At 54.6% G+C, this 20,738-nt stretch carries 17 protein-coding genes; 11 read left to right on the top strand and 6 right to left on the bottom strand.

Annotation, left to right across the window (positions count from 1 at the left end):
- Window positions 1-49: 49 nt before the first annotated feature.
- The gene (locus tag CAP48_RS08985) at window positions 50-1,015 is read left to right on the top strand and encodes a tripartite tricarboxylate transporter substrate binding protein (protein WP_100695691.1); all 966 of its coding nucleotides are present in this window, start codon (window positions 50-52) and stop codon (window positions 1,013-1,015) included.
- Between the two features lie 205 nt (window positions 1,016-1,220).
- Here CAP48_RS08985 and CAP48_RS08990 read toward each other — a convergent pair whose 3' ends face one another.
- The 5 genes from CAP48_RS08990 to CAP48_RS09010 are packed head-to-tail and all read right to left on the bottom strand — an operon-like array spanning window position 1,221 to window position 7,391.
- Window positions 1,221-2,033: an enoyl-CoA hydratase gene (locus tag CAP48_RS08990; RefSeq protein WP_100695694.1), complete on the bottom strand. Its 813-nt coding sequence runs from the start codon at window positions 2,031-2,033 to the stop codon at window positions 1,221-1,223.
- Between the two features lie 11 nt (window positions 2,034-2,044).
- Entirely contained in the window at window positions 2,045-3,484 is a 1,440-nt protein-coding gene (locus tag CAP48_RS08995) for an aldehyde dehydrogenase family protein (protein ID WP_100695696.1), read from the bottom strand.
- Window positions 3,485-3,490: 6 nt separating this feature from the next.
- Window positions 3,491-4,285: an enoyl-CoA hydratase/isomerase family protein gene (locus CAP48_RS09000; RefSeq protein ID WP_100695698.1), complete on the bottom strand. Its 795-nt coding sequence runs from the start codon at window positions 4,283-4,285 to the stop codon at window positions 3,491-3,493.
- The gene (locus CAP48_RS09005) at window positions 4,282-6,399 is read right to left on the bottom strand and encodes an acetate--CoA ligase family protein (protein WP_100695700.1); all 2,118 of its coding nucleotides are present in this window, start codon (window positions 6,397-6,399) and stop codon (window positions 4,282-4,284) included. Before CAP48_RS09005 ends, CAP48_RS09000 begins: the two co-directional genes overlap by 4 nt.
- Window positions 6,400-6,413: 14 nt before the next feature.
- The gene (locus CAP48_RS09010; protein ID WP_100695702.1) at window positions 6,414-7,391 is read right to left on the bottom strand and encodes a tripartite tricarboxylate transporter substrate binding protein; all 978 of its coding nucleotides are present in this window, start codon (window positions 7,389-7,391) and stop codon (window positions 6,414-6,416) included.
- Between the two features lie 105 nt (window positions 7,392-7,496).
- Between CAP48_RS09010 and CAP48_RS09015 the strand changes: the two genes are divergently transcribed.
- Window positions 7,497-8,408, top strand: coding sequence for a LysR family transcriptional regulator (locus tag CAP48_RS09015; RefSeq protein ID WP_100695704.1), 912 nt, complete (start codon window positions 7,497-7,499; stop codon window positions 8,406-8,408).
- Between the two features lie 249 nt (window positions 8,409-8,657).
- Here CAP48_RS09015 and CAP48_RS09020 read toward each other — a convergent pair whose 3' ends face one another.
- Window positions 8,658-9,572 carry a LysR family transcriptional regulator gene (locus CAP48_RS09020; protein WP_100695706.1) on the bottom strand — a complete coding sequence of 305 codons (915 nt, stop codon included), beginning with the start codon at window positions 9,570-9,572 and terminating at the stop codon, window positions 8,658-8,660.
- Between the two features lie 125 nt (window positions 9,573-9,697).
- Here CAP48_RS09020 and CAP48_RS09025 point away from each other — a divergent pair, with 125 nt between their 5' ends.
- The 9 genes from CAP48_RS09025 to CAP48_RS09070 all read left to right on the top strand — a co-directional run bounded on the left by CAP48_RS09025 (window position 9,698) and on the right by CAP48_RS09070 (window position 20,719).
- On the top strand, window positions 9,698-10,885 hold the full coding sequence (locus tag CAP48_RS09025) for an amidohydrolase family protein (protein WP_100695708.1): 1,188 nt from the start codon (window positions 9,698-9,700) through the stop codon (window positions 10,883-10,885).
- Entirely contained in the window at window positions 10,875-11,228 is a 354-nt protein-coding gene (locus CAP48_RS09030) for a Rieske (2Fe-2S) protein (protein ID WP_100695710.1), read from the top strand. Before CAP48_RS09025 ends, CAP48_RS09030 begins: the two co-directional genes overlap by 11 nt.
- Before the next feature lie 62 nt (window positions 11,229-11,290).
- Window positions 11,291-11,692, top strand: coding sequence for a carboxymuconolactone decarboxylase family protein (locus CAP48_RS09035; protein WP_100695712.1), 402 nt, complete (start codon window positions 11,291-11,293; stop codon window positions 11,690-11,692).
- Window positions 11,689-13,122, top strand: a complete 1,434-nt coding sequence (locus CAP48_RS09040) for an aldehyde dehydrogenase family protein (RefSeq protein WP_100695714.1) — start codon at window positions 11,689-11,691, stop codon at window positions 13,120-13,122. The genes CAP48_RS09035 and CAP48_RS09040 overlap by 4 nt, the downstream gene beginning before the upstream one ends.
- 82 nt (window positions 13,123-13,204) lie before the next feature.
- Window positions 13,205-14,182, top strand: coding sequence for a tripartite tricarboxylate transporter substrate binding protein (locus CAP48_RS09045; RefSeq protein ID WP_100695716.1), 978 nt, complete (start codon window positions 13,205-13,207; stop codon window positions 14,180-14,182).
- A gap of 81 nt (window positions 14,183-14,263) precedes the next feature.
- Window positions 14,264-15,502, top strand: coding sequence for an NAD(P)/FAD-dependent oxidoreductase (locus CAP48_RS09050; RefSeq protein WP_100695718.1), 1,239 nt, complete (start codon window positions 14,264-14,266; stop codon window positions 15,500-15,502).
- A gap of 16 nt (window positions 15,503-15,518) precedes the next feature.
- Window positions 15,519-15,839: a 2Fe-2S iron-sulfur cluster-binding protein gene (locus tag CAP48_RS09055; protein ID WP_100695720.1), complete on the top strand. Its 321-nt coding sequence runs from the start codon at window positions 15,519-15,521 to the stop codon at window positions 15,837-15,839.
- An 11-nt stretch (window positions 15,840-15,850) separates the two neighbouring features.
- Complete coding sequence (locus tag CAP48_RS09060) at window positions 15,851-16,777, top strand: NAD(P)-dependent oxidoreductase (RefSeq protein WP_100695722.1); 927 nt, start codon at window positions 15,851-15,853, stop codon at window positions 16,775-16,777.
- Window positions 16,778-17,164: 387 nt separating this feature from the next.
- Window positions 17,165-20,719 (top strand): ABC transporter ATP-binding protein, encoded by a 3,555-nt coding sequence (locus CAP48_RS09070; protein ID WP_100695726.1) that lies wholly within the window; start codon window positions 17,165-17,167, stop codon window positions 20,717-20,719.
- Window positions 20,720-20,738: the final 19 nt, after the last annotated feature.

Here is a 20,738-nt window from a genome sequence, read left to right on the forward strand (position 1 = left end):
ATGGACAAGGCAAAAAATGGCGTGGCGATCTTGCCACAGGAGGAGTCCTATGAAAGCACGTATCTTGGTAGCAGTGTTATTTTCCCTGTCGGCACTTGGCACTTCTGCAGTGCATGCCGCTTATCCGGAAAAATCCGTGAGGCTGGTCGTTGGCTACGCGCCAGGAGGTTCTACCGACATTGTAGCCCGGCTGCTTGCAAATGCGCTGAGCGAGAAATGGGGGCAGGCGGTTGTTGTTGAGAACAAGGGTGGCGCAAGTGGCATGATTGCAACCGAGCAGGTCGTGCGCGCTGCACCTGACGGCTACACCCTGCAGCTTGCCTACACACCAGAGGTATCAATCAACAAATTGGTATTCAAAGACATCCGGTATGATCCGGCCACCGACCTAACTGCCTTGAATCTCGTTGCATCGGCGCCCCTGGTCCTGGCTGCAGGCCCAAGTAAGGGTATTAAGTCCATTGAAGGACTACTTGCTTTGAAAGGAAAGGCGTCCGAACTCACATACGGATCGCCTGGGGTCGGCGGACAACAACATATGGCAGGCGAAGTATTGCGTAAACTGACGGGCATGCCCTTAGTTCATGTTCCCTATCGAGGAACGTCGCTTGCCGTGACCGATCTTGTGGGCGGGCAGATCGACTTGTTTTTTGCCACCACCCCGCCATTGCTGGGTAACATCCAGGCGGGCAAGATCAAGCCGTTACTTGTCGCAGGAGATAAGCGCGAAGCCCTGCTGCCCGACGTGCCCACGGCAGTTGAGAAGGGCATGCCGGAACTGCAACTGACCAACTGGTTTGGTCTGTTCGGCCCTAAAGGCTTGTCCGAAGCCATCAAGGAGCGGATTAATATGGACGTCATGGCGATCATGGCAGACAAGGCGTTTCAAAACAGCCTGAAGGAAAAAGGGCTGACTCCGACACCACTGTCGCCCGATGCATTCTCCAGATTTATTGCGGCGGAGATGACCAAGTACGAAGTGATTGTGCGTGAAACGGGTATCAAGCAACAGTAGCGGTGTCGTGGACAAACATGTTTATATGTCACGCCAATCTTGAAAGTCGGGGACCACCTCAATGTTTGGAAGAAAGTGGCAAGGGCAGGCTATAGTGTTTCTATCTTTCGCGTGCGCTTCATGCCGTATGTCTGCAATCATTTTGAACTGGTATCTGCCAGATAACGTGCGCAGGACAGTTGGTGACGTTTCGATGCTAGTTGGGTCAACGTCCTTGAAAGCGAGCGGGACGCCGCTCGATGAAATGTGCGATGCCTTCCTTGAAATCTTCACTTTGCAAACTCATGACCATCTCGGTATTGGCTTGCGATATCGCTTCTCCCAGCGTCTGAAATGGCGCTTCCCATAGTTGTTGTTTCATGATGCGCACCGAACGTGGCGACACATCGTTGCCAAGGCGGTGCGCAAGCTGCCGAGCGGCGTCCGGTAGTGCATCCGCAGTAACAACACGATGAACCAAGCCCATTTTCAGCGCTTCCTCGGCGTCGATTTTGCGTGACGTCAGCAGCAGATCCGTCGCATGAGCATGGCCGACAATGCACGGGAGTATCCAGGCAATGCCATGTTCGGCAATCAGTCCGCGCTGGGCAAAGGCGGTGGCAAATACCGCCTTGTCCGCCGCAATCCGAAAATCGCTGTAGAGCGCCATGATCAGTCCGAGTCCGGCTGCCGCGCCATTGATGGCGCTGATAATGGGTTTGGGGGCGGCAGGGAAATAGGAATAACGTGTCTGGTAGTCGGCACGACGATTCATGTCGTAGGGGCGCATCCACTCTTGAGCCCGGATGTCTTCGGGAGGCAACACTTCCAGTTCGTCCATGTCCATGCCTGCACAAAATGCACGTCCCGCGCCGGTCAGTATGATGGCGCGCACGGCGTCGTCTCGTCCCGCTGTTTCGATGGATGAACGTAATTCTGCCTCCATGACTTTGGTCAGTGCGTTCATGCGTTCCGGCCGGTTCAGCGTGATTGTGGCAATTGCATCGTCGACGGCGTAGTTCAATGTTTCATATGTCATAGTCAGAGTATTTATCCAAAGATTGATTCGAGAAAGGAGGCTGGAAGCTGGATGGCGACCGGTTCAAGAAACTCTTGTATTCCGTGACAACCGTTTTCGCGTCCGATGCCGGATTTTCCGAAGCCTCCGAACGGCGCGGCGGGATTGAAGGGAGCGCCATTGATGTCAACCTGACCTGCACGAATGCGGCGCGCTACAGCCAGTGTGTCGGGCGTACCAGGACCCCAGACAGCGCCGGCCAACCCGTATTCGGTGCCATTGGCCAGGGCGATACCATCTTCGATATCGTCATAGCACATGATGCATAGGACCGGGCCGAACACTTCTCCCATTGCGATTGTCATTGCGGGTGTGATGTCCGACAGCACCGTCGCGGGAATGAAAAAACCATGATCGGGAACGGGAGGATTGTCTCCAACCGAACGAGCACCTGCGGCGACGGCATTGTCTATCATGGCCTGCACTTTTTCGCGCTGGTCCGCAGAAACGAGGGGGCCGAGTCGCGTTGCCGCGTCTGCCGGGTCGCCCATGCGATAGCCGCCAATGCGTTCTCGCACAAGCTGTTCGACTTCGGCAAGCACATCGCGTTGTACCAGCAGGCGCGTTATGGATGAACAGGTTTGTCCTGAATTGAGCATGCAACTGGCCAGGGTGGCTTTGACGGCTGTCGGCAGCTCGGCGTCGGGCAGCACGAGTGCGGCAGATTTGCCGCCCAGTTCCAGGGCCATGCGCTTGATCTGGCTGCCAGCGATGGATGCGATATGACTGCCTGCGCGTGTGGAACCGGTGAAGGAGACCATATCGATACCGGGATGGGAGACCAGCATCTCTCCGATATCCGGGCCGGTGCCATATATCACGTTGAATACGCCTGGTGGCAAACCAGCCTGTTGGATCGCTTCGGCCAACAGAGCAGCGCTGGTCGGTGCGATTTCAGAGGGTTTCAGGACAACCGTGCAGCCGGCCAGCAGCGCCGGTGCGACCTTGCCGGTGATTTGGTGCAAAGGATAGTTCCATGGCGTAATGCAGGCCACCACGCCCACCGGTACATTCAGCACCAGGGAATGACCCATGCGCGTTTCCCAAACCATCTCAGCCGCAAGATCGGCATAGCTGTTCCACGCGGCAATGGGTGCGCCCACCTGGATACGCGCAGCTAATTTGCGCGGCATTCCCACTTCGCGGGAGATTGCTGTTGTCAGCGCTTCGGCCTTTTCCGACAGCGCGGCAGCCACTAGACGCACTGCCGCGATGCGTTCGGTCAGGGGCGTGGCGGACCAGCCGATCCATGCTGCGCGTGCAGCTGCGACCGCGCGATGTACATCGTCATGCGAGGCAGAACGATAACGAGCGAAAACGTCTTCAGTGAAACTGTCCGTGACGGGCAGCTCCTGCTCGCCGCTTGCGGCTGTCATGACGCCGTCTATGAATAAGTGAGTCTGTTTAAGCATGGGTAGTTAATCCTTGTGGAGGCGGGCCGATGTGGATGAAGCGCGTCGAGAGATAAACGCGCGCATAACCTGTTGTGGTTCCCCGGATGCATAGCATTCAAGTTGATAGCGGATGCCGGCGCTGCACGCCTCGTTAAAGCCGGGCTGCGTGCGTTCCCTGAAGCGCTGCTTGGTCAAGCGGACAGCGGTACGCGGCAATGCAGCCAGCTTGGCTGCCCGATCCAGGGCACGAGGTAATACCTGATCGGCAGATACCAGGTCGTTGACGAGCCCGAGTGCATGCGCCCGTTCGCCTGTGATGAGTTCACCAGTCAGCGAGAGTTCCTGGCTGAGCGAATGGCCAATTTGTAATGACATCAGATATGAACCGACAATACTCGCCAGTCCGGCCTTGACTTCGGGCTGTCCCATGCGTAGCGCTGGATGGGCTACCCGCAAGTCGCACATCAGGGCGATCTGAAAGCCCGCGCCAACGGCGGTTCCATTGAGTGCTGCAACAATTGGCTTGGTCATGTCGCGTGCAGCCTGGTACATGGCGTGTTGGCGATTGAGCCAGTCAGCAAGATTACCAGTGTCGATCGTGGCCGCCTCATCCAGGTCCTGGCCTGCGCAGAAGGCGCGCTCGCCGGTACCTGTCAGCACGATGGCACGGACTGTGTCGTCAGCCTCGAGCGCATATAAAGTGTCTGTGAGTTCTGCGCGCAACGAGGCATTTACGGCGTTCATTTCGGCCGGGCGATTGAGGCGAACGACGGCAATCTCGTCGATGTAGTCTGTCACTACGGTACTTTGAGGGGTCATGCCTGCTCCTTGCAACGTTCGATGACGGCATCGACGGCCCAGCCTGCGCTGCCCGTATCGCCGACAATCAGCGGGTTAAGATCGATGGATGTAATATCGCGCGGATGAGATGCGGCCAGGCGAGCAAGCGCCACGGCCGTATGCGCTACAGTATCAAGGTCGATGGGCGCCTCGCCGCGTACACCGGCCAGAATCGGCGCGATGCGAAGTGTGTTCAGCTTGGCGATAACGTCATCTTGAGAAAACGGGTGTAGCAGCACAACGAAGTCGCGCAGGGCTTCTACATATTTGCCGCCATCGCCGATCATTACCACGGTGCCAAAGGCTGGATCCTGCCGAACGCCCAGCGCAAACTCACGGCGACCTGAAACGCGCCTGGCGACAATAACGCCATCGAACGGGACCTGCAGGGCGGCAGCGCGTTGCGTGCACTGTTTCCATGCATCAACGATTTGTTGTTCGCTGTCCAGGCCAATAAATACCAAACCATGCTCGGATTTGTGCGGAATGTGAGCAGAACAGGCTTTCATCACAACGTCCTGTCCCAGTGCACGCCAGGCGGTGAGGGCTTCATCCGCATTGCGGCACAGTACATACGGCACAGTTGGAATATCCGCTTTTGCCAGTACGGCCAGGCTTTCGTCTTCGCTCAGGAAGTGACTCGTTCGGTTCGGGAGGGCGAGCACTGATGCTGCCGCTGCTTCCAGCTGATCGCGTGCCGATGCCTGTCGCATCAGGATCCCATGGCGGCTCCACTGGTGCAGCGCATTGATGGCATCCGTTTCGTGCGCGTACACGGGTACGCCGGCCGAGCGAAAAACCTGGCGCACCGACGCCTGGGGCGCAGACACCACGGCTGGTTTACCTGTATTGGCTGCAAACGTGGCGGTATCGGTAGCCATGCCCTGCACGTCATAGCCAGGGCCAGCCACGGGCACGCCAATAAGGAACATATCTGCCTGCGGATCGGTAGCCAGGGTATTGAGCGTGGCGGCATACATGCCGCTTTGGGTCATCAGCGAGGCGGTCAGATCTACCGGATTCTGCGCGGTTGCAAAGCTGGGCATAATATCGGCCAGGCTGCATACCACAGCAGGGGCCAATTCCGTTAACGGAAGATTCAGCGTTTCGGCTGCATCCGCGCACAGTACCCCGACCGCGCCGCTGTGGCTCATGACAACCAGGCTGTCTGCTAGTCGGGGTGGCAGTGCCAGATAAAGTTCAACGGCATTGATCAGTCCGTGCACATCGGCGGCACGCCAGATGCCGTGGCGCTCCAAGAAGGCATCCACGACGATATCATCGTTGACCATCGCGCCTGTGTGCGAGGCCGCTGCCTTCGCACCTTGGACGCTGCGTCCGGCCTTCAGGGCAATGACCGCTGCACCGCGCGAGATGGCCAGTCTGGCTGTTTCGGCTAGCATGGCCGGATCAGCGAGCGATTCGATATACAACAGGATGACCCGGATTGCAGGATCGACGGCGGCTGCCAGCGCTAATTCGCACACCGAGGCATCAGCATCATTGCCAGAGGCAATCAGATAGCGCACGCCCACACCGCGTTCACGCAGCATGGCGTAGGGCATGACGCTGGCGGCGCCGCTCTGGCTAATGATGGCAACTGGCCCGTCTTCGGGCTCAATTTCCATGAACATGGTGCTAAAGTTCATTACTGCGCCGGTTTGAAAATTGGCCACGCCTTGCGCGTTGGGCCCCACCAGCCGCACGCCCAGTCGGCGAGCATGTTGTACCAATGCGGTTTGCCGCTGGACTCCCGCGCTGCCTGTTTCGCCAAAGCCCGAGCTCATCACGATGACACATGCAATTGCCCGCGTAGCGCATTGTTCTATGACGTCAGGAACGGCATCCTGGCCGACTGCGACAATGGCGACATCTGGTGTCTCCGGCAGTTCCGCGAGCGATGCATATGCTTGCATACCCTGTATTATCTTGCGTCTCGGATTAATCGGGTACACTGCGCCGGAAAATCCGAAGCGCTTAAGGTAATGCAGGGGGCGGCCCCCAACCTTATTGGGGTCTTCCGTCGCGCCAATCACGGCGATGCTGCGTGGAGCCAGGGCGTTGCGCAGGCGAGGATCAGGAGAGAATGTCATGGATGCTGCTCGTATCAATTCAGGCTGGCGCCGGAGTTTTTGACGACTGGTGTCCATTTGGCGGTGTCGGTTTTAATCAGATCGGTAAACTCTGCAGGTGTGGTGCTTTGCGCAGCGGCGCCGTCCCTTTGCATGCGCGCTTTCATATCTTCTGTTGCCATGATGGCTGCAATTTCCCGATGTAGTCGGTTCACGATGGCGTCGGGCGTGCCATGTGGGGCAAGCACGCCATACCAGATGGTGACGTCAAAGTCATCAAGCCCGGCCTGCTGGGCAGTAGGTACGTCAGGCAGCAGTGGTGAGCGCTTTGGACCGGTTACAGCGAGGGCAGTTACCTTGCCTGCAGAAATATTTTGGGTCTGCTGCGCAATGGTGTCGAACATCATTGATATGCGACCGGCCAGCAGATCAACGAGTGCAGGTGCTGAGCCTTTGTATGGAATGTGATTGATCTGGATGTCGGCGGAGGTGCGAAACAACTCGCCCGACAGGTGGTTGGAGCTTCCATTGCCCGCTGAGCCGTAAGTGAGTTCGTCCGGCTTCGCCTTGGCTAGTTTCACCAGATCACTAAGTGTTTTAACCGGCAGTTTGGGGTTGACGACCAAGACATTCATCGTTGTCGCCATCAGGCTGATGGGTGCGAAATCCTTGATGGGATCGTAACGCAGTTTGGCGTACAGGCTCGGATTGATCGCCATGGTGCCGGTCGTACCGAACAAGAGGGTATAGCCGTCTGCTTTGGAACGAGCAACCAGTTCCGCAGCGATGCTGCCGCCTGCACCCCCACGGTTGTCGACAACCACTTGTTGCCCAAGTCGTTCGCCCAGTTTTTGCGCCAGGATGCGCGCCATGGCGTCGGTGGGACCACCGGCGGAAAAGGGAACAACAAAATTGACGGGGCGGGTCGGGTACGAGGATTCTTGCGCATTCGCTGATAAGGCCAGCAGGCAGCTTGCGGCAAATGCCGCAGTGAAGCAATAGGTGAGTTTCAAGGTAGTCTCCATATTTGTTCTGCGTTAATGGAGATAAGCTTAGCCACAATTGAGATATATATAAATACAAAGTTTATAATTTCAGATTTCCATTTAAGTGAAATCATGAATCTCAAGCAACTGGACACTTTCCTGTTAGTGGCGGACATGCAGTCGTTGTCCCGCGCAGCGATTGCATCCGACATGGCGCAGTCATTGGTCAGCCGTCAGATCGCCATGCTGGAAAAAGAGTGGGGCAAGCGTCTGTTTGACAGAACGGGGCGGGGCATGGTGCTGTCCGATTTTGGACGACGCATGTATCCCGAAGTCAAGCGCCTCATTGATCAGGTCGAACAGCTCGGCGCCACCGCTCATCAGGCTGCCGGCATATTGACCGGGACAGTGCATATCGGTGTCTTGCCCTCGCTGGCACGGCAATTGTTGCCGCTTTTGCTGGCCGATATCCGTGATCAAGCACCGCAGCTTCGTCTGCATGTGACAGAGGGCTTTAGCGGCTCCCTTGATGAACAGCTTGCGTCGGGCCACCTGGATATGATCGTAGTCAATCGCTATGGTTCGTCTGCATCGCGCGGGGAAGATGTGCTTGGTAAACTGGATACCTTCCTGGTTGGCAAGGCCGGCCTGCCCGAATTGGCGGCGAAAAGCCTGCCTTTTCATTCTCTTGACGGCATTCCGTTAGTATTGCCTGCTGTACCAAATGGCTTGCGAGCAACGCTGGACGTATTGTCTCGTCGCCACGATACCAGGCTGAACATTGTCATGGAGGTGGAAACCGCGACGGCGATGAAAGACGTTGCTGCCGGCGGACATGCCTTTACGCTACTGCCCCTGACGGCAGTGGCACAGGAAGTAACCGCCGGAGAACTGGGTGCCTGTCTGATTATCAGCCCGGGGATACGCAGAACGATTGCATTGAGTGTGACTCGCCAGCGTCCGTTGTCCGAAGGTGCCAGGCTTGTATCGTCCAGAGTCAGATTACTGGCGTCAGAGTTACTGACAGATTCAAGCGTTGATTAAGTATGAATATAAGGTGCTGCTCTGGTACTTCGAGCGACATAAATCGTGGTATTAGGAGCGCAACGTGGTGCTAGAGGACCCGGGTTCGTGTCCGAAGATCAACTGGCGGTATTTCTTGTCGCATCGAAGGATTGATAACTGATCGTTTGCAAGTAATGTCGAATCAGTTTCGCTCACGGCTTGTGCCCATATTGCAATCATCCATGGGCGATAACCAGGCTGGTCTCCTGCTCAATGGACCCAGGCAAACTAATTTGGCGAGGGCTTGGCGCGATTGCCGATGCGATCAACGATCGTGTCGATGAGTTCCTTCACGCACCCAGGCACTGCGTCCAGTTCGCGAACCAATAGACTGCGTTCACGTATGGCCCATGGTTCCTGCAAAGGCACCGTCACGAATCGCATGGTGTTGCAGTATCGCCTGGATGCGGACTCTGGAATGATGCCTAGGCCTACCCCCGTTTCAATCATCCGGCAAATAGCTTCGTAGCTTGAGACTTGTACTCGCATTGGAAGGCTGCGACCTAGCCGCTCCACTTGCACCCTCATCAAGTCGTATAAAGTGCTGCCTTCCCGAAAGCTGATATGTGGATAATCCAGGGTCTCGGCCAAAGTAATACAGGATCTGCTTGCCAATACATGCCCGACCGGCAAGGCCAACAACAGTCGATCCGTACTGTAGTGTATGACTTCGAGTCCTTCGGCTTCGACCGGCCCGGCAATCAGTCCCAGGTCTGCTGACCCATCAAGTACTCCCCGGACAATATCGCGCGACAAACGTTCCTGCAAGTCCACCGTGACGGCTGGGTGCAGGGCGAGGAATTGGGCCAGCAATTCTGGCAGTGATTCGGTGACCGCCGTGGTATTGGCAAAGATTCGAATATGCCCCAGCATGCCGCTTCCATATTCGGCGAATTCACTCTTTACGAAGTCGACCTGGCGCATGATGACTCGGCTGTGCCTCAGCAGTTTGATACCTGCAGGCGTAAGCGTAACGCCTCGGCTATCGCGGTACAGCAGTTTTGCTCCCAGTTGACCTTCTAGCGCTTTTATCCTGGCGCTTGTCGCCGCCGTGGACAGATGTGCCCGCTTGGCGCCCTGCGTGATGCTGGACGATTCGGCTACATGGATAAAAACGCGCATATCGGATAGCTCAAAGTACATTCCTCGGTCTCCTATATTGCCTGTGCATTGGAAAATTGCAGCTGTCATTAGCGTTTTGGCGTTCGGTTTGACCGAAACCCGATGCTTGAAATTCAAAATTCCCCGAACGCGGCTTCGATAGTAGCATGACGACAATACCAATCACCACGGCTTTAAAAGAAATTTATCGTGCCGCTGGAGAAATTGAAAAGAGAGCAGCCATGAACACGTCACTTATGAAAATTATCGATGCTGATGTCCATCCTTGGATAAGCGGGGATATCGAGGGTTTGAAGCCCTATCTGAGCAAAAGCTGGCAGATGAGATTCGACGGGAAACGGTCCATTTTGCCCGACCATCCGCTCCGACCACCTTTGGCGGGCGCCACTTCCATTCGTCGCGACGCAAAGACGCCGGACGGTGGTGTGGGCGGCTCGGACCCATATTTTCTACGAGAAGCGCACCTGGATAAATTAAACATCGAATACGCAATCCTTTCGTCCATCCAGGCGGGAAAGCTGGTGTCCTTGCCGAATGCTGGAGAAGCTACGGTGCTGGCCCGGGCATTCAACGATTACTTCATCGATAAATGGCTATCGGTTGATGATCGGTTTCGCCTGGCCATGTGCGTGGCAGTACACGACCCTGTGGAGGCGGCAAGGGAAATTCGCAGAATCGGCAGTCAGGAAAATATCGTGGCAGTGTACATGCCGCTTATGAATATTCTTATGGGCAATGTTCACTACTACCCAATATATGAAGCGGCCGAAGAGCTCGGTTTGCCCATTTTTCTTCACCCGACTGGTACGGAAGGCGCATTCCAGACAAGTGTCTCTTTTGCGGGTGGTGTGCCCAGCACCTATATCGAACGGCACTCCTGTTTTCCGCAGATTGCGATGGGCAATATTACAAGCCTGCTATTTGAGGGGGTATTTGTCCGGTTTCCTGGATTGAAGGTGCTTGCTGCCGAATTCGGCTTCGGGTGGGTGCCGCATATGCTTTGGCGGTTCGATCAGAATTGGCGGCAGTTTCGCAACGAAGTTCCCTGGCTGGAAAAGGAGCCGAGCTCCTATGTGCTGGACCGCGTGCGTTTCACCAGTCAGCCCTTGGAGGAACCAGAGAAAGACGAATATCTGACCCAAATTCTGGAGATGGTGCATGCGGATCGAACAATTCTTTTTAGCACTGACTATCCACATTGGGATACCGATTATCCGCAAACGACATTTCAACGTCTTCCCGAAAACCTGAAGCAGCGCATCTTTCACGACAATGCCGCGGAGCTATTCGGATTGAAACCACGCCACAACCCTGGAGCGAGTCATGCTGCATAAAGTCGGACATATGAGCGATATTCCCGAGGATGATGCATTAACGGTAGATATAGATGGTCGTCCGATAGGCGTATTTAAGGCAGCAGGCAAGGTTTTTGCTGTCAAGAATATCTGCCCACATAAACGAGCGCCGCTGGCGCGGGGAACCGTACAGGGAACCATGTTACCGACATCCTGCGCGGGCCAATACCAGTATGGGATGGAAAATCAGGTACTCAAGTGCCCCTGGCACGGGTGGGAATTTGATCTTGAAACTGGCAAATGTCTGTTTGGCGTGAGCAACAGCCGAATCAAGACATACGAGGTATCCATTCGCGATGATGAAATTTACGTGGATGTTTGAAGCAACAGTGTCTTCAATTGAATCCGACTATACAACCAGATTTATCAACATTAAACGAGATTATGACAGTTTTCAAAAAATCTGAAAAATTCGAACGTGGGCTCAAGACCCGTCGTGATGTCCTGGGAGACGAGTATGTCGACAAGGCGTTGAACAGTGCTACCGACTACAACTGGCCTATGCAGGCGTTTGTCACTGAATATTGCTGGGACGAAATCTGGAATCGTCCAGGATTGAGCCGAAAGAATCGATCAATGCTGAATCTGGGAATGGTCTGTGCTCTGGGACGGACAAACGAGCTCAAAGCCCATGTGCGCGGCGCGGTCAATAACGGCTGGACGCAGGAAGAACTCCGTGAGGTGTTTCTGCAGGTTGCCGTGTATTGCGGTGTTCCTGCTGGAGTAGACAGTTTTCGGACTGCGCAGGAAGTGCTCAGGGAAATGGATCAGGCTGAAGATTCATGAAGACATTATTGATCAATGGGAGATGGCAGTCGTCACATGACGAGCGTGTCATCGATATCGAGGATCCGGCAACCGGCCAGGTCTTTACCCAAGTGGGTAGGGGAGGGGCAGTCGACGTCGACGCCGCTGTAAAAGCAGCGCGCAACGCCTTCCTGAACCACTGGGGTAGTTGGTCTGCGCTTGAGCGTGGGCGATTGCTATGCCGGATCGGAGAGGAAATTCTATTGCATGCAGAGGAAATCGCAAAAATAGAATCAAGTGATACCGGAAAACCCTTGCATCTTGCCCGAAACGATATTGCGGTTCTTGCTCGCTACTTCGAGTTCTATGGAGCGGCAGCCGACAAGCACCATGGTCAAGTGATTCCCTATGTCAATGGTTACAACGTTCAGGTGGTACATGAGCCTCTGGGGGTAACGGCTCACATCATTCCGTGGAACTACCCATCTCAGATGTTTGGCCGTACATCGTGTCCGGCATTGGCAGCAGGCAATGCAATTGTACTGAAGCCCTCAGAGGAGGCCTGTCAGTCGGTGCTTTACATTGCAAAGCTGATGCAGAGCGTTGGACTACCTGACGGGGTGTTGAATATTGTCACAGGCTATGGCCATGAAGCTGGCGATGCATTAGCACGGCATCCCGATATCAACCTTATTACGTTTACCGGATCTCCAGTCGTCGGTGCGCATATTCAGGCGGCCAGTGCGATCAATCAGGTCCCTTGCCTGCTGGAACTCGGTGGAAAATCCCCACAAATCGTGTTTGCAGATGCCAATCTGGACAAGGCGATTCCGGCGATTGTCGGGGGCATTGTTCAGAATACCGGACAGACTTGCTCGGCCGGTACGCGCTTGCTAATACAGCAAGAAATATACGAGGAGGTGAGCGCCCGTGTTGCCCACGCGGTCTCTTCGATTACGGTAGGCATGCCCGACGCCGGTGCGCAATGCGGTCCTATCATCACACGAGCTCAGTTTGAAAGGCTGAATACGCTTCTCGAACGTCTCGATCAGTCGAGCATACCGCTCATTGCCAAAGGAAAAATTATCGATGTTCAGGCGGGCGGGTTCTTCGTGCCGCCCATGTTATACGGGCCGGTTCCTCGCGATCATGAATTAGCTCGCGCAGAGGCATTTGGCCCCATCTTGGCTGCCATGCCTTTTGAAGATGAAGCTGATGCTGCACGACTGGCAAATGATACTGATTACGCTCTGGTGGCCGCAATATGGACTGAAAGTGGAGCGCGGCAGCAGCGTATGGCGCGCACGGTGTCAGCCGGCCAGTTCTATATCAATTGCTATGGCGCAGGGGGTGGCGTGGAGTTGCCCTTTGGCGGTCGCAAGAAAAGTGGTTATGGCAGGGAAAAGGGCTTTCAAGCGCTGGACGAATTTACTACGACGAAAACCATTGTGCATTGCTTCGCTGACTAAGACTGTATGCAGTAGTGGAGGGTTAAGTTTCTGTACATATATGAAATAAACCAATAGACAGTAAAAATTCAAGGAGACAGGTATGAGGACAGTAATAAAAAGTTTTAATGTGGCGTTGTTATTTTTGATATTCGCGCTGTACTGCCATTCCCAGGTCTACGCGGCTTATCCTGAGCGGCCAGTCACATTGGTCGTGCCGCAAGCTCCGGGAGGCGCTTCTGACGCTTTGGCGCGAATTTTGGCGCAGAAATTATCGGGAATATGGGGCCAGCCGGTCGTTGTTGAAAATCGAGCAGGTGCTGGTGGAAACATCGGGCTTAGTCATGTAGCCAAATCCAAGCAAGATGGTTATACCTTGCTGATGTCCTACGAAGGGACTCAGGCGATCAATGTCAGTCTGTATAGTGATTTGCAATATGATCCCGTCAAAGATTTTGTTGCAGTAGCAACAATTGCGACCGTTCCCTTTCTCTGTGTGGTGAATAACAACGTAAACGCCAAAACATTCGAAGAATTCATCGCGCTGGAAAAGTCAGAATCGAATATGACTTTTGGTTCGGCGGGCAGTGGATCGGTCAATCATCTGCTTGGTGAAATGTTGAACCTGGCGGCAGGCACACAACTGACTCATGTTCCTTATAAGGGTGCAGGCCCTGCTTTGACCGATCTTCTGGGCGGGAGAATCACTGCGGTTTTCACTAGTGTTCCTTCCATAGCGCAACAAATTGAAAGTGGCAAGGTACGAGCGCTTGCCGTCACAAGCGCCGATCGGTCCAAGCAGTTACCTACAGTGCCAACCATCGCCGAATCCGGCTATACCAATTTTGATGTTAATCCGTGGTTTGGCATATTTGCGCCAAAAGATACGCCAGTGGAGATCGTCAATAAGATCAACGCAGATATCGGCACCTTACTGCAGAGCGCAGGAATGGCAAAAAGCATTGCGGCCCAGGGCGCCAGTCCGCTGGTTAGCACGCCGGCTCAATTTCAGTCGATGTTGGATCGTGACATTAAGAAATGGGCAACCGTCGTGCAGAAATCTGGTGCAAAAGTCAATTGAGACAGGAATATCCGGAGTTGATCTAGTGGCAATGCGCTTTCGCAAGTCAATTGTATTTATACGTAAAGGAATAGATTCAGAATGAACGGAGACGTTGTAATCGTAGGCTCAGGACATGCCGGGGTGTCTGTTGCGTTCAAGCTGCGTGCCCTGGGTTTCAAGGGAAATATCACCTTGATCGGGGAAGACATTTATCTGCCCTACCATAGGCCTCCGTTATCGAAAAAATACATAGCCAATCTGGCAGATGAAGGGCGGTTGTACCTTAAACCGGAAAGCCAATACAGGAGTGCGCAAATCGACCTTCGGTTGAACTGTCGCGTTAATGTAATCCATCGCTCAGAAAAACAGATTGAATTGGAAGACGGGCAGCGGATTCGTTACGACGCTCTGGTACTGGCAACCGGAGCTCGTGCAAGGTCACTTTCTGAAGAGCAGGGGGGAAGGGCAAAGAACGTCCATTTACTTAGAAGTCTGTCAGATGCAAAGCGTATCCAAGATGCGTTTACACAAAACAAAAATCTCCTTGTGGTGGGCGGGGGATATATTGGCCTGGAAATGGCTGCGGTTGCTAGAAGTCTTGGCTTACAAGTTACGCTCATTGAGCGCGAGGATCGTATTCTCGGGCGCGTTGCTGCCGCGCAAACCGCCGCGCACTTCAAAAACCTTCATCAGAAGCATGGTGTTCGAGTTCTTGAGGGTGTGGGTCTTAAATATCTGGAACAGTCTAACGATCGGGTCGAAAAAGCCGGGTTGAGCGATGGCACAGTGATCGACGTTGGTGTCGTGGTAGCAGGAATTGGCGTAACCCCTGAAGTCAAGTTGGCGAAAGAGGCAGGGCTGCAAGTGGCCAATGGCATCGTTGTAGATCACGCAGGGCGCACTTCAGATACGGCCATATACGCAATCGGCGACTGCGCCAGCTTTGCTTTTCGTGGACAGATGATCCGCCTGGAGTCGGTTCAGAATGCGGTAGATATGGCTGAGATTGTGGGGCGGTCTATTACCGGGGAATCTGTCAGATACGATTGCCAGCCGTGGTTCTGGTCAGATCAATACGCAACCAAACTCCAGATCGCCGGGCTGAATTTGGGTTACACCCAGGTCGCGGTCAGGAGGAAAAATGATAGTTCTCTCTCTATTTGGTATTTTGATCAGGAACGGCTGATTGCGGTAGACGCGGTTAATGATGCGAAGGCATTCATGACGGCGCGAAGATGGCTAAGCACAGGTCAAAGTCCAGACATTGATGAGATTGCCAATGAATCCCTTGAGTTAAGCACCCTGACCTTATCCGAAAAAACAGATTTAGTCACTTAGAAATACGGAAATCTACATGCCAAATATTATATTTATTGAGCCGGATGGCACACGCAAATCCGTGAATGCCGAGATTGGCCAGTCCATTATGGAAGTGGCTGTCCAGAACGGAGTAAACGGTATTGATGCTGACTGTGGCGGCGCCTGCTCCTGTGCCACTTGCCATGGGTATATCGATGAAAAATGGCGCGACCGAATCGAAAGTGCCGATTCCGTTGAGTTAGAAATGCTGGATTTCGCCTATATGCGTGCAGACGGATCACGATTGACATGTCAGATTAAAGTGGTTGATGACATGGACGGTCTGTTGATTCGCCTTCCCGATGCTCAGGCTTGAAAGGTATTGCAATGAATCGATTACAGGAAAAAATCATGAAAAAAAACATCGCAGTTGTGGGCTTAGGAAACATGGGGGGACGCATCGCCAAACGGTTATTGCAGCTGGGACATGAAGTCGGCGTATATGATACCAACAAGGAAGTACTGAAGACGTTCGAGTCACTGGGGGCAAAACCCTATGAAACGCTCGCTTTACTTGGCGCAGTGCATAACATCATTCTAACTGTTCTTCCCAATGCCGACATCGTTAGGCAGGTTGTATTGGGAACAGAGGGGTTATCCACTGGTATGCGACCAGGGACGGTGCTGATTGAAATGACAACTTCGATACCTGAGGTTACCCAGGAAATCGCGGCGGCTCTATCTCGGCAAGATGTAATGATGATCGACGCGCCAGTAAGCGGTGGCGTTCAAAAGGCGGAAAATGGTACGCTCACCATCATGGTTGGCGGAAATGAGCAAACTGTGGAACGGGCCAAGCCAATCCTTGACTTGATCGGTACGCAGATTATCCATGTTGGGCGGATAGGCGCGGGACACACCGCGAAGGCGCTGAATAATCTCATTACCGCCACGACACTTGCTATCACGTCCGAAGCGTTGGCATTGGGAGTGAAAATGGGCGTCGATGCGCAAAAACTGCTGGACGTGGTGAATTCCGGTAGCGGACGTAGCGCAGCAAGCGAAACGAAATTTCCGCAACAGGTACTTTCCAGAGCGTTCAAGCCCGGATTTTCCATGGCACTGATGGCTAAGGATGTCGGTATCGCTGTTGATATGGCTCACAGTGTAAACTCGCCTGTCTGGGTTTCCTCCGCCGTTCAGAAACTTTGGCAGTATGGCGTGGACGGTGGGCGTGGTGACATGGACCACACTGCCATTGCCCTTACCATAGAAGACATGGCAGAGATTGAAATAAAGCCCGGGCTCATATAAATATCAGCTCTATAATCCGGAGTATCAGGAGCGATGTGCCGTTTCTGTAATTTATTTAAATATGGGATGTCCATCGATTTGCTATTGGATATCACGACAGTGCTCAAAGCGTTTCAAAAATATCCACTTGCTGACCGGCAAAGATTGCATCCCGTCCTCTCCGAAAACAAAAGTCTCCAAACCTTGTCGCGGGACCTTCTTGCGCGAGCCAAAATGTGACATACCTTTGATCCTCGTCATAGCCGTACCAATTTTCCAGGCAAGGATTGCCTGTTATTTTGATTACCGGCTGCACGCAAGCCGCGGTTGCATAGTCCCAGCTGGTCACAATCGATTGTCTTTGGTCTGCTCTGTCAGTAAGATAGCGGGATCTGAAGAGGAGTGGCTATGTACTTTGACTATCGCTTGTGGCTGATGACCGCGGGCTTGCGCACCCGCATGATGAGCGGGGTGTTGCTCGGCCTGCTGGCCTTGCTGGCGGGTATCGCCCGTTACGTTTTCCTGGGCCAGTTATTGTCCCGCGTGTTCGATCAGCAACCTTGGCAGCAATGGTTGGCGCCGGCGTTGTGTGCGGTTGCCATGGTACTGTTGCGAGCCGGGCTTGATCATCTGCGTACGATAGAAGCTAACCGGTCTGCAGCCAGGATTCAATTGACTTTACGTGCAGGCCTCTATGATCGCATTGTTGATTTGGGGCCAGCCTGGCTTGGTAGCCAGCGTACTGGCGGGGTCATGTTGAGCGTCATTGATGGCGTAGAGCAATTGCAGACCTTTTTTGGTCGCTATTTGCCCCAGGTCGCCATTTCGCTCATTGCACCAATTGCTATCTTCGCCGTCATTGCGTTCTGGGACGTCCCAACGGCCTCCGTGCTACTGGTTGCGGCGCTTTTCTCATTACTAGCTCCCGCTGCCGTGCATGCGCTGGATCGGCGTGCCAGCCGCGAGCGTTCGCAGGCACTCAGGGCGTTCGGAGAAGATTTTCTGGACGCCATGCAAGGCTTGCCTACGCTGAAAGCATTTGGCCAAGGTAAAAGCTTTGGCCTGCGACTGGCTGAACGAGCACGGCAGTTGTCAGATAAGACATTCTGGGTCTTGTCGGTTAGCGTACTTACGCGAGGTATGAGCGACCTTGGGGTTGCCTTGGGTGCGGCGATTGCCATTGCATTGGGTGCGGGCCGGGTGGCGCAGGGCCAGATGAGCCTGGAAGCGCTTCTGATTGTCCTGATGGCGGGTACCGAGATTTTCCGTCCGCTACGCGACCTGCGCTCGGTACTGCATCAGGGGATGCTTGGACAGTCCGCAGCGGCCAGTATTCACGCGCTTAACGACGCGCGTCGCGTTAACACGGCATCAGAACGGTCAATAGCACCGAAGGATCTGGAACCGCGTATTCGATTTGATAATGTGACATTTGCGTACCAGCCCGAGCGCGTCGCACACAGTGGGCTAAGCTTCGACATATCCGCCGGACAGCGTATTGGTGTGGTCGGCCCCAGCGGTGCCGGTAAATCCACCATTGTCCGATTGCTGTTGCGTGAAGTGACACCGCAGAGTGGGCACATATATCTCGGTGGATATGACATCCGTGATCTCTCCGAAGAGGCGTTGCTATCGCGCATTGCATTGGTCAGTCAGGATATCACGCTGTTTCATGGCACCCTGGACGAGAATATTCGTTTGGGTCGCCCCGATGCCACCCCGGAGCAGGTGCGCGCAGCGGCGCGGTCGGCTAATATCGACACATTCATTATGGCTTTGCCCGATGGTTACCAGACCCAGGTGGGCGATCGTGGACTGCAACTGTCAGGTGGGCAGCGGCAGCGTGTCGGTATCGCCCGTGCGCTGTTGCGAGACGCGCCGATCCTTATCCTGGACGAAGCGCTGTCATCGGTCGACTCACAGAATGAATTTCTGATCCAGGAAGCGCTGGACCGGCTGATGGCGGGAAGAACCACGCTGATCCTGGCGCACCGTCTGGCCAGTGTGATTAATGCCGATAGAATCCTGGTTCTGGAACATGGGCGGATTGTCGAGTCCGGAACCCACAAGGCATTGATGCAGGAAGAGGGGCTGTATTATCGATTGATGCGGGAGCAGACCAGTGTCAGCCAGGTCTCGGAAGAGGCCGAGACGCAAGCTGACCCGGTGACAACACCAAAGCGCGCCAGCGGCGCCGAAGCGCGGTCACTGGATGAAGATGCTGCTCAGGTGGGATGGTCAGATGTACTGGCTACGCTGCTGTCGGTCGTCAGGCCCTGGCGCCTGACGCTGATCGCAACCATTTTGCTTGGTGTGGCGCGGGTCGCCGCTTTTATTGGCGTGGGCGCGGTCAGTGCCCTTGTTGTAGCCGCCCTGCGCAATGGCCAGCCAACGCAGATGCTGATCACAGCATTGCTGGTGATTGCGCCGCTGGCAGCATTATTTCACTGGCTGGAGTCCTGGCTTGCGCATGCAATGGCCTATAAATTGCTGGCCAACATGCGCATCGATTTGTACGACAAGCTCGAGCAGCTTGCGCCGGCGTATCTGCTGGAACGACGCTCGGGGGATCTGGTATCACTGGCTACACAGGATGTGGAAATGATTGAGTACTTTTATGCCCATACCATCGCGCCAGCGATAGTATCGGTACTTGTGCCTGCCACAGTATTGGGATTTCTGGCAGTCTATAGCTGGCCGATCGCGTTGGCCTTGCTGCCTTTTCTTGCCTATGCGCTGGTCTCTCCGGTGCGCAGCAGACAAAGGATTGATGCGCTGGGGGAGCAGGCCCGCCAGTCCCTTGGTCAAATGAGTGCGCACCTGACCGACACCATCCAGGGAATGACCGATCTGACTGCCTTTCAGGCAACGGCACGCCGGCGCACGCAGTTCCTGGATATTGCACAATCATACAGTCACCAAAGGCAGGCCATTCTGAATGATCTATCGGCGCAAAGCGCCTGGTTCGAGGTGGCAATGGGGCTAGGTGGATTGGCCGTTGCAGTTACCGGTGCCTTGCTGGCTAATGCCGGCGCGCTTGATCCGACCATGGTCCCATTGCTGGTGCTCGTGGCGATCGCAACGTTCCTGCCTGTATCCGAAATATCACAGGTAAGTCGCCAGTTAGCCGATACCGTGGCTGCCAGCCGACGGCTGCATGTGGTGCATCAGGAGCCCGTTCCTGTCAGCGACGGCCCGGGGCGGCTCGTGCCAACGCCGCAAGGGCTATCGATTGATTTCGATAATGTGGCATTCAGGTATACGCCGGTAGCAAGCCATGTTCTGGATAATCTTTCTTTCTCCCTGCCGTCCGGCACCACCACGGCGCTGGTTGGGGCGTCCGGCGCAGGCAAAAGCACGGTTGCCAGCTTGCTGCTGCGTTTTTGGGATGTCAATGAGGGAGCGATTCGGCTCGATGGCACCGATATTCGCCGGCTCGAACTGGGCAATCTAAGAGAGCATGTCGCCCTGGTCACACAGGACACTTATTTGTTCAACGACACGCTGGCTGCAAACATCCGTTTGGCTCGTCCGCAAGCAAGTGAAGCCCAGGTACGCGAAGCGCTGGCATCTGCAGCGCTATCTGCGTTCGTCGCATCGTTGCCGCAGGGGCTGGACACGCTTGTTGGTGAACGCGGTACGCAGCTGTCGGGCGGCCAACGGCAACGTATCGCCATCGCACGTGCCTTTTTGAAGAACGCGCCCATTTTGATATTGGATGAGGCAACGTCGCATTTGGATAGCCTGAGTGAAATGCAAGTACGAGATGCGCTGACTTTGCTCATGCGCAAGCGCACCACCCTGATCATCGCACACCGGCTGTCGACTATTCGCGAGGCTGATCAGATACTGGTTCTGGATGATGGAAAATTGGTTGAACAGGGGACGCACGATGCATTGCTTGCCCAGTATGGCATTTATGCGCGTCTGATCCAGCGCCAGGAGCAGGGTATCGCCAGTTAATGTGGGTTGCAGCGTGGTA

Source organism: Advenella sp. S44, from assembly GCF_002810445.1.
Taxonomy (GTDB): Bacteria; Pseudomonadota; Gammaproteobacteria; order Burkholderiales; family Burkholderiaceae_B; genus Advenella.

Coding starts and splice junctions, on each gene's coding strand:
- CAP48_RS08985 (WP_100695691.1), top strand. CDS start 50: ATGAAAGCACGTATCTTGGTAGCAGTGTTATTTTCCCTGTCGGCACTT.
- CAP48_RS09045 (WP_100695716.1), top strand. CDS start 13,205: ATGAGGACAGTAATAAAAAGTTTTAATGTGGCGTTGTTATTTTTGATA.
- CAP48_RS08990 (WP_100695694.1), bottom strand. CDS start 2,033: ATGACATATGAAACATTGAACTACGCCGTCGACGATGCAATTGCCACA.
- CAP48_RS09055 (WP_100695720.1), top strand. CDS start 15,519: ATGCCAAATATTATATTTATTGAGCCGGATGGCACACGCAAATCCGTG.
- CAP48_RS09070 (WP_100695726.1), top strand. CDS start 17,165: ATGTACTTTGACTATCGCTTGTGGCTGATGACCGCGGGCTTGCGCACC.
- CAP48_RS09025 (WP_100695708.1), top strand. CDS start 9,698: ATGACGACAATACCAATCACCACGGCTTTAAAAGAAATTTATCGTGCC.
- CAP48_RS08995 (WP_100695696.1), bottom strand. CDS start 3,484: ATGCTTAAACAGACTCACTTATTCATAGACGGCGTCATGACAGCCGCA.
- CAP48_RS09015 (WP_100695704.1), top strand. CDS start 7,497: ATGAATCTCAAGCAACTGGACACTTTCCTGTTAGTGGCGGACATGCAG.
- CAP48_RS09060 (WP_100695722.1), top strand. CDS start 15,851: ATGAATCGATTACAGGAAAAAATCATGAAAAAAAACATCGCAGTTGTG.
- CAP48_RS09020 (WP_100695706.1), bottom strand. CDS start 9,572: ATGTACTTTGAGCTATCCGATATGCGCGTTTTTATCCATGTAGCCGAA.
- CAP48_RS09050 (WP_100695718.1), top strand. CDS start 14,264: ATGAACGGAGACGTTGTAATCGTAGGCTCAGGACATGCCGGGGTGTCT.
- CAP48_RS09000 (WP_100695698.1), bottom strand. CDS start 4,285: ATGACCCCTCAAAGTACCGTAGTGACAGACTACATCGACGAGATTGCC.
- CAP48_RS09005 (WP_100695700.1), bottom strand. CDS start 6,399: ATGACATTCTCTCCTGATCCTCGCCTGCGCAACGCCCTGGCTCCACGC.
- CAP48_RS09035 (WP_100695712.1), top strand. CDS start 11,291: ATGACAGTTTTCAAAAAATCTGAAAAATTCGAACGTGGGCTCAAGACC.
- CAP48_RS09030 (WP_100695710.1), top strand. CDS start 10,875: ATGCTGCATAAAGTCGGACATATGAGCGATATTCCCGAGGATGATGCA.
- CAP48_RS09040 (WP_100695714.1), top strand. CDS start 11,689: ATGAAGACATTATTGATCAATGGGAGATGGCAGTCGTCACATGACGAG.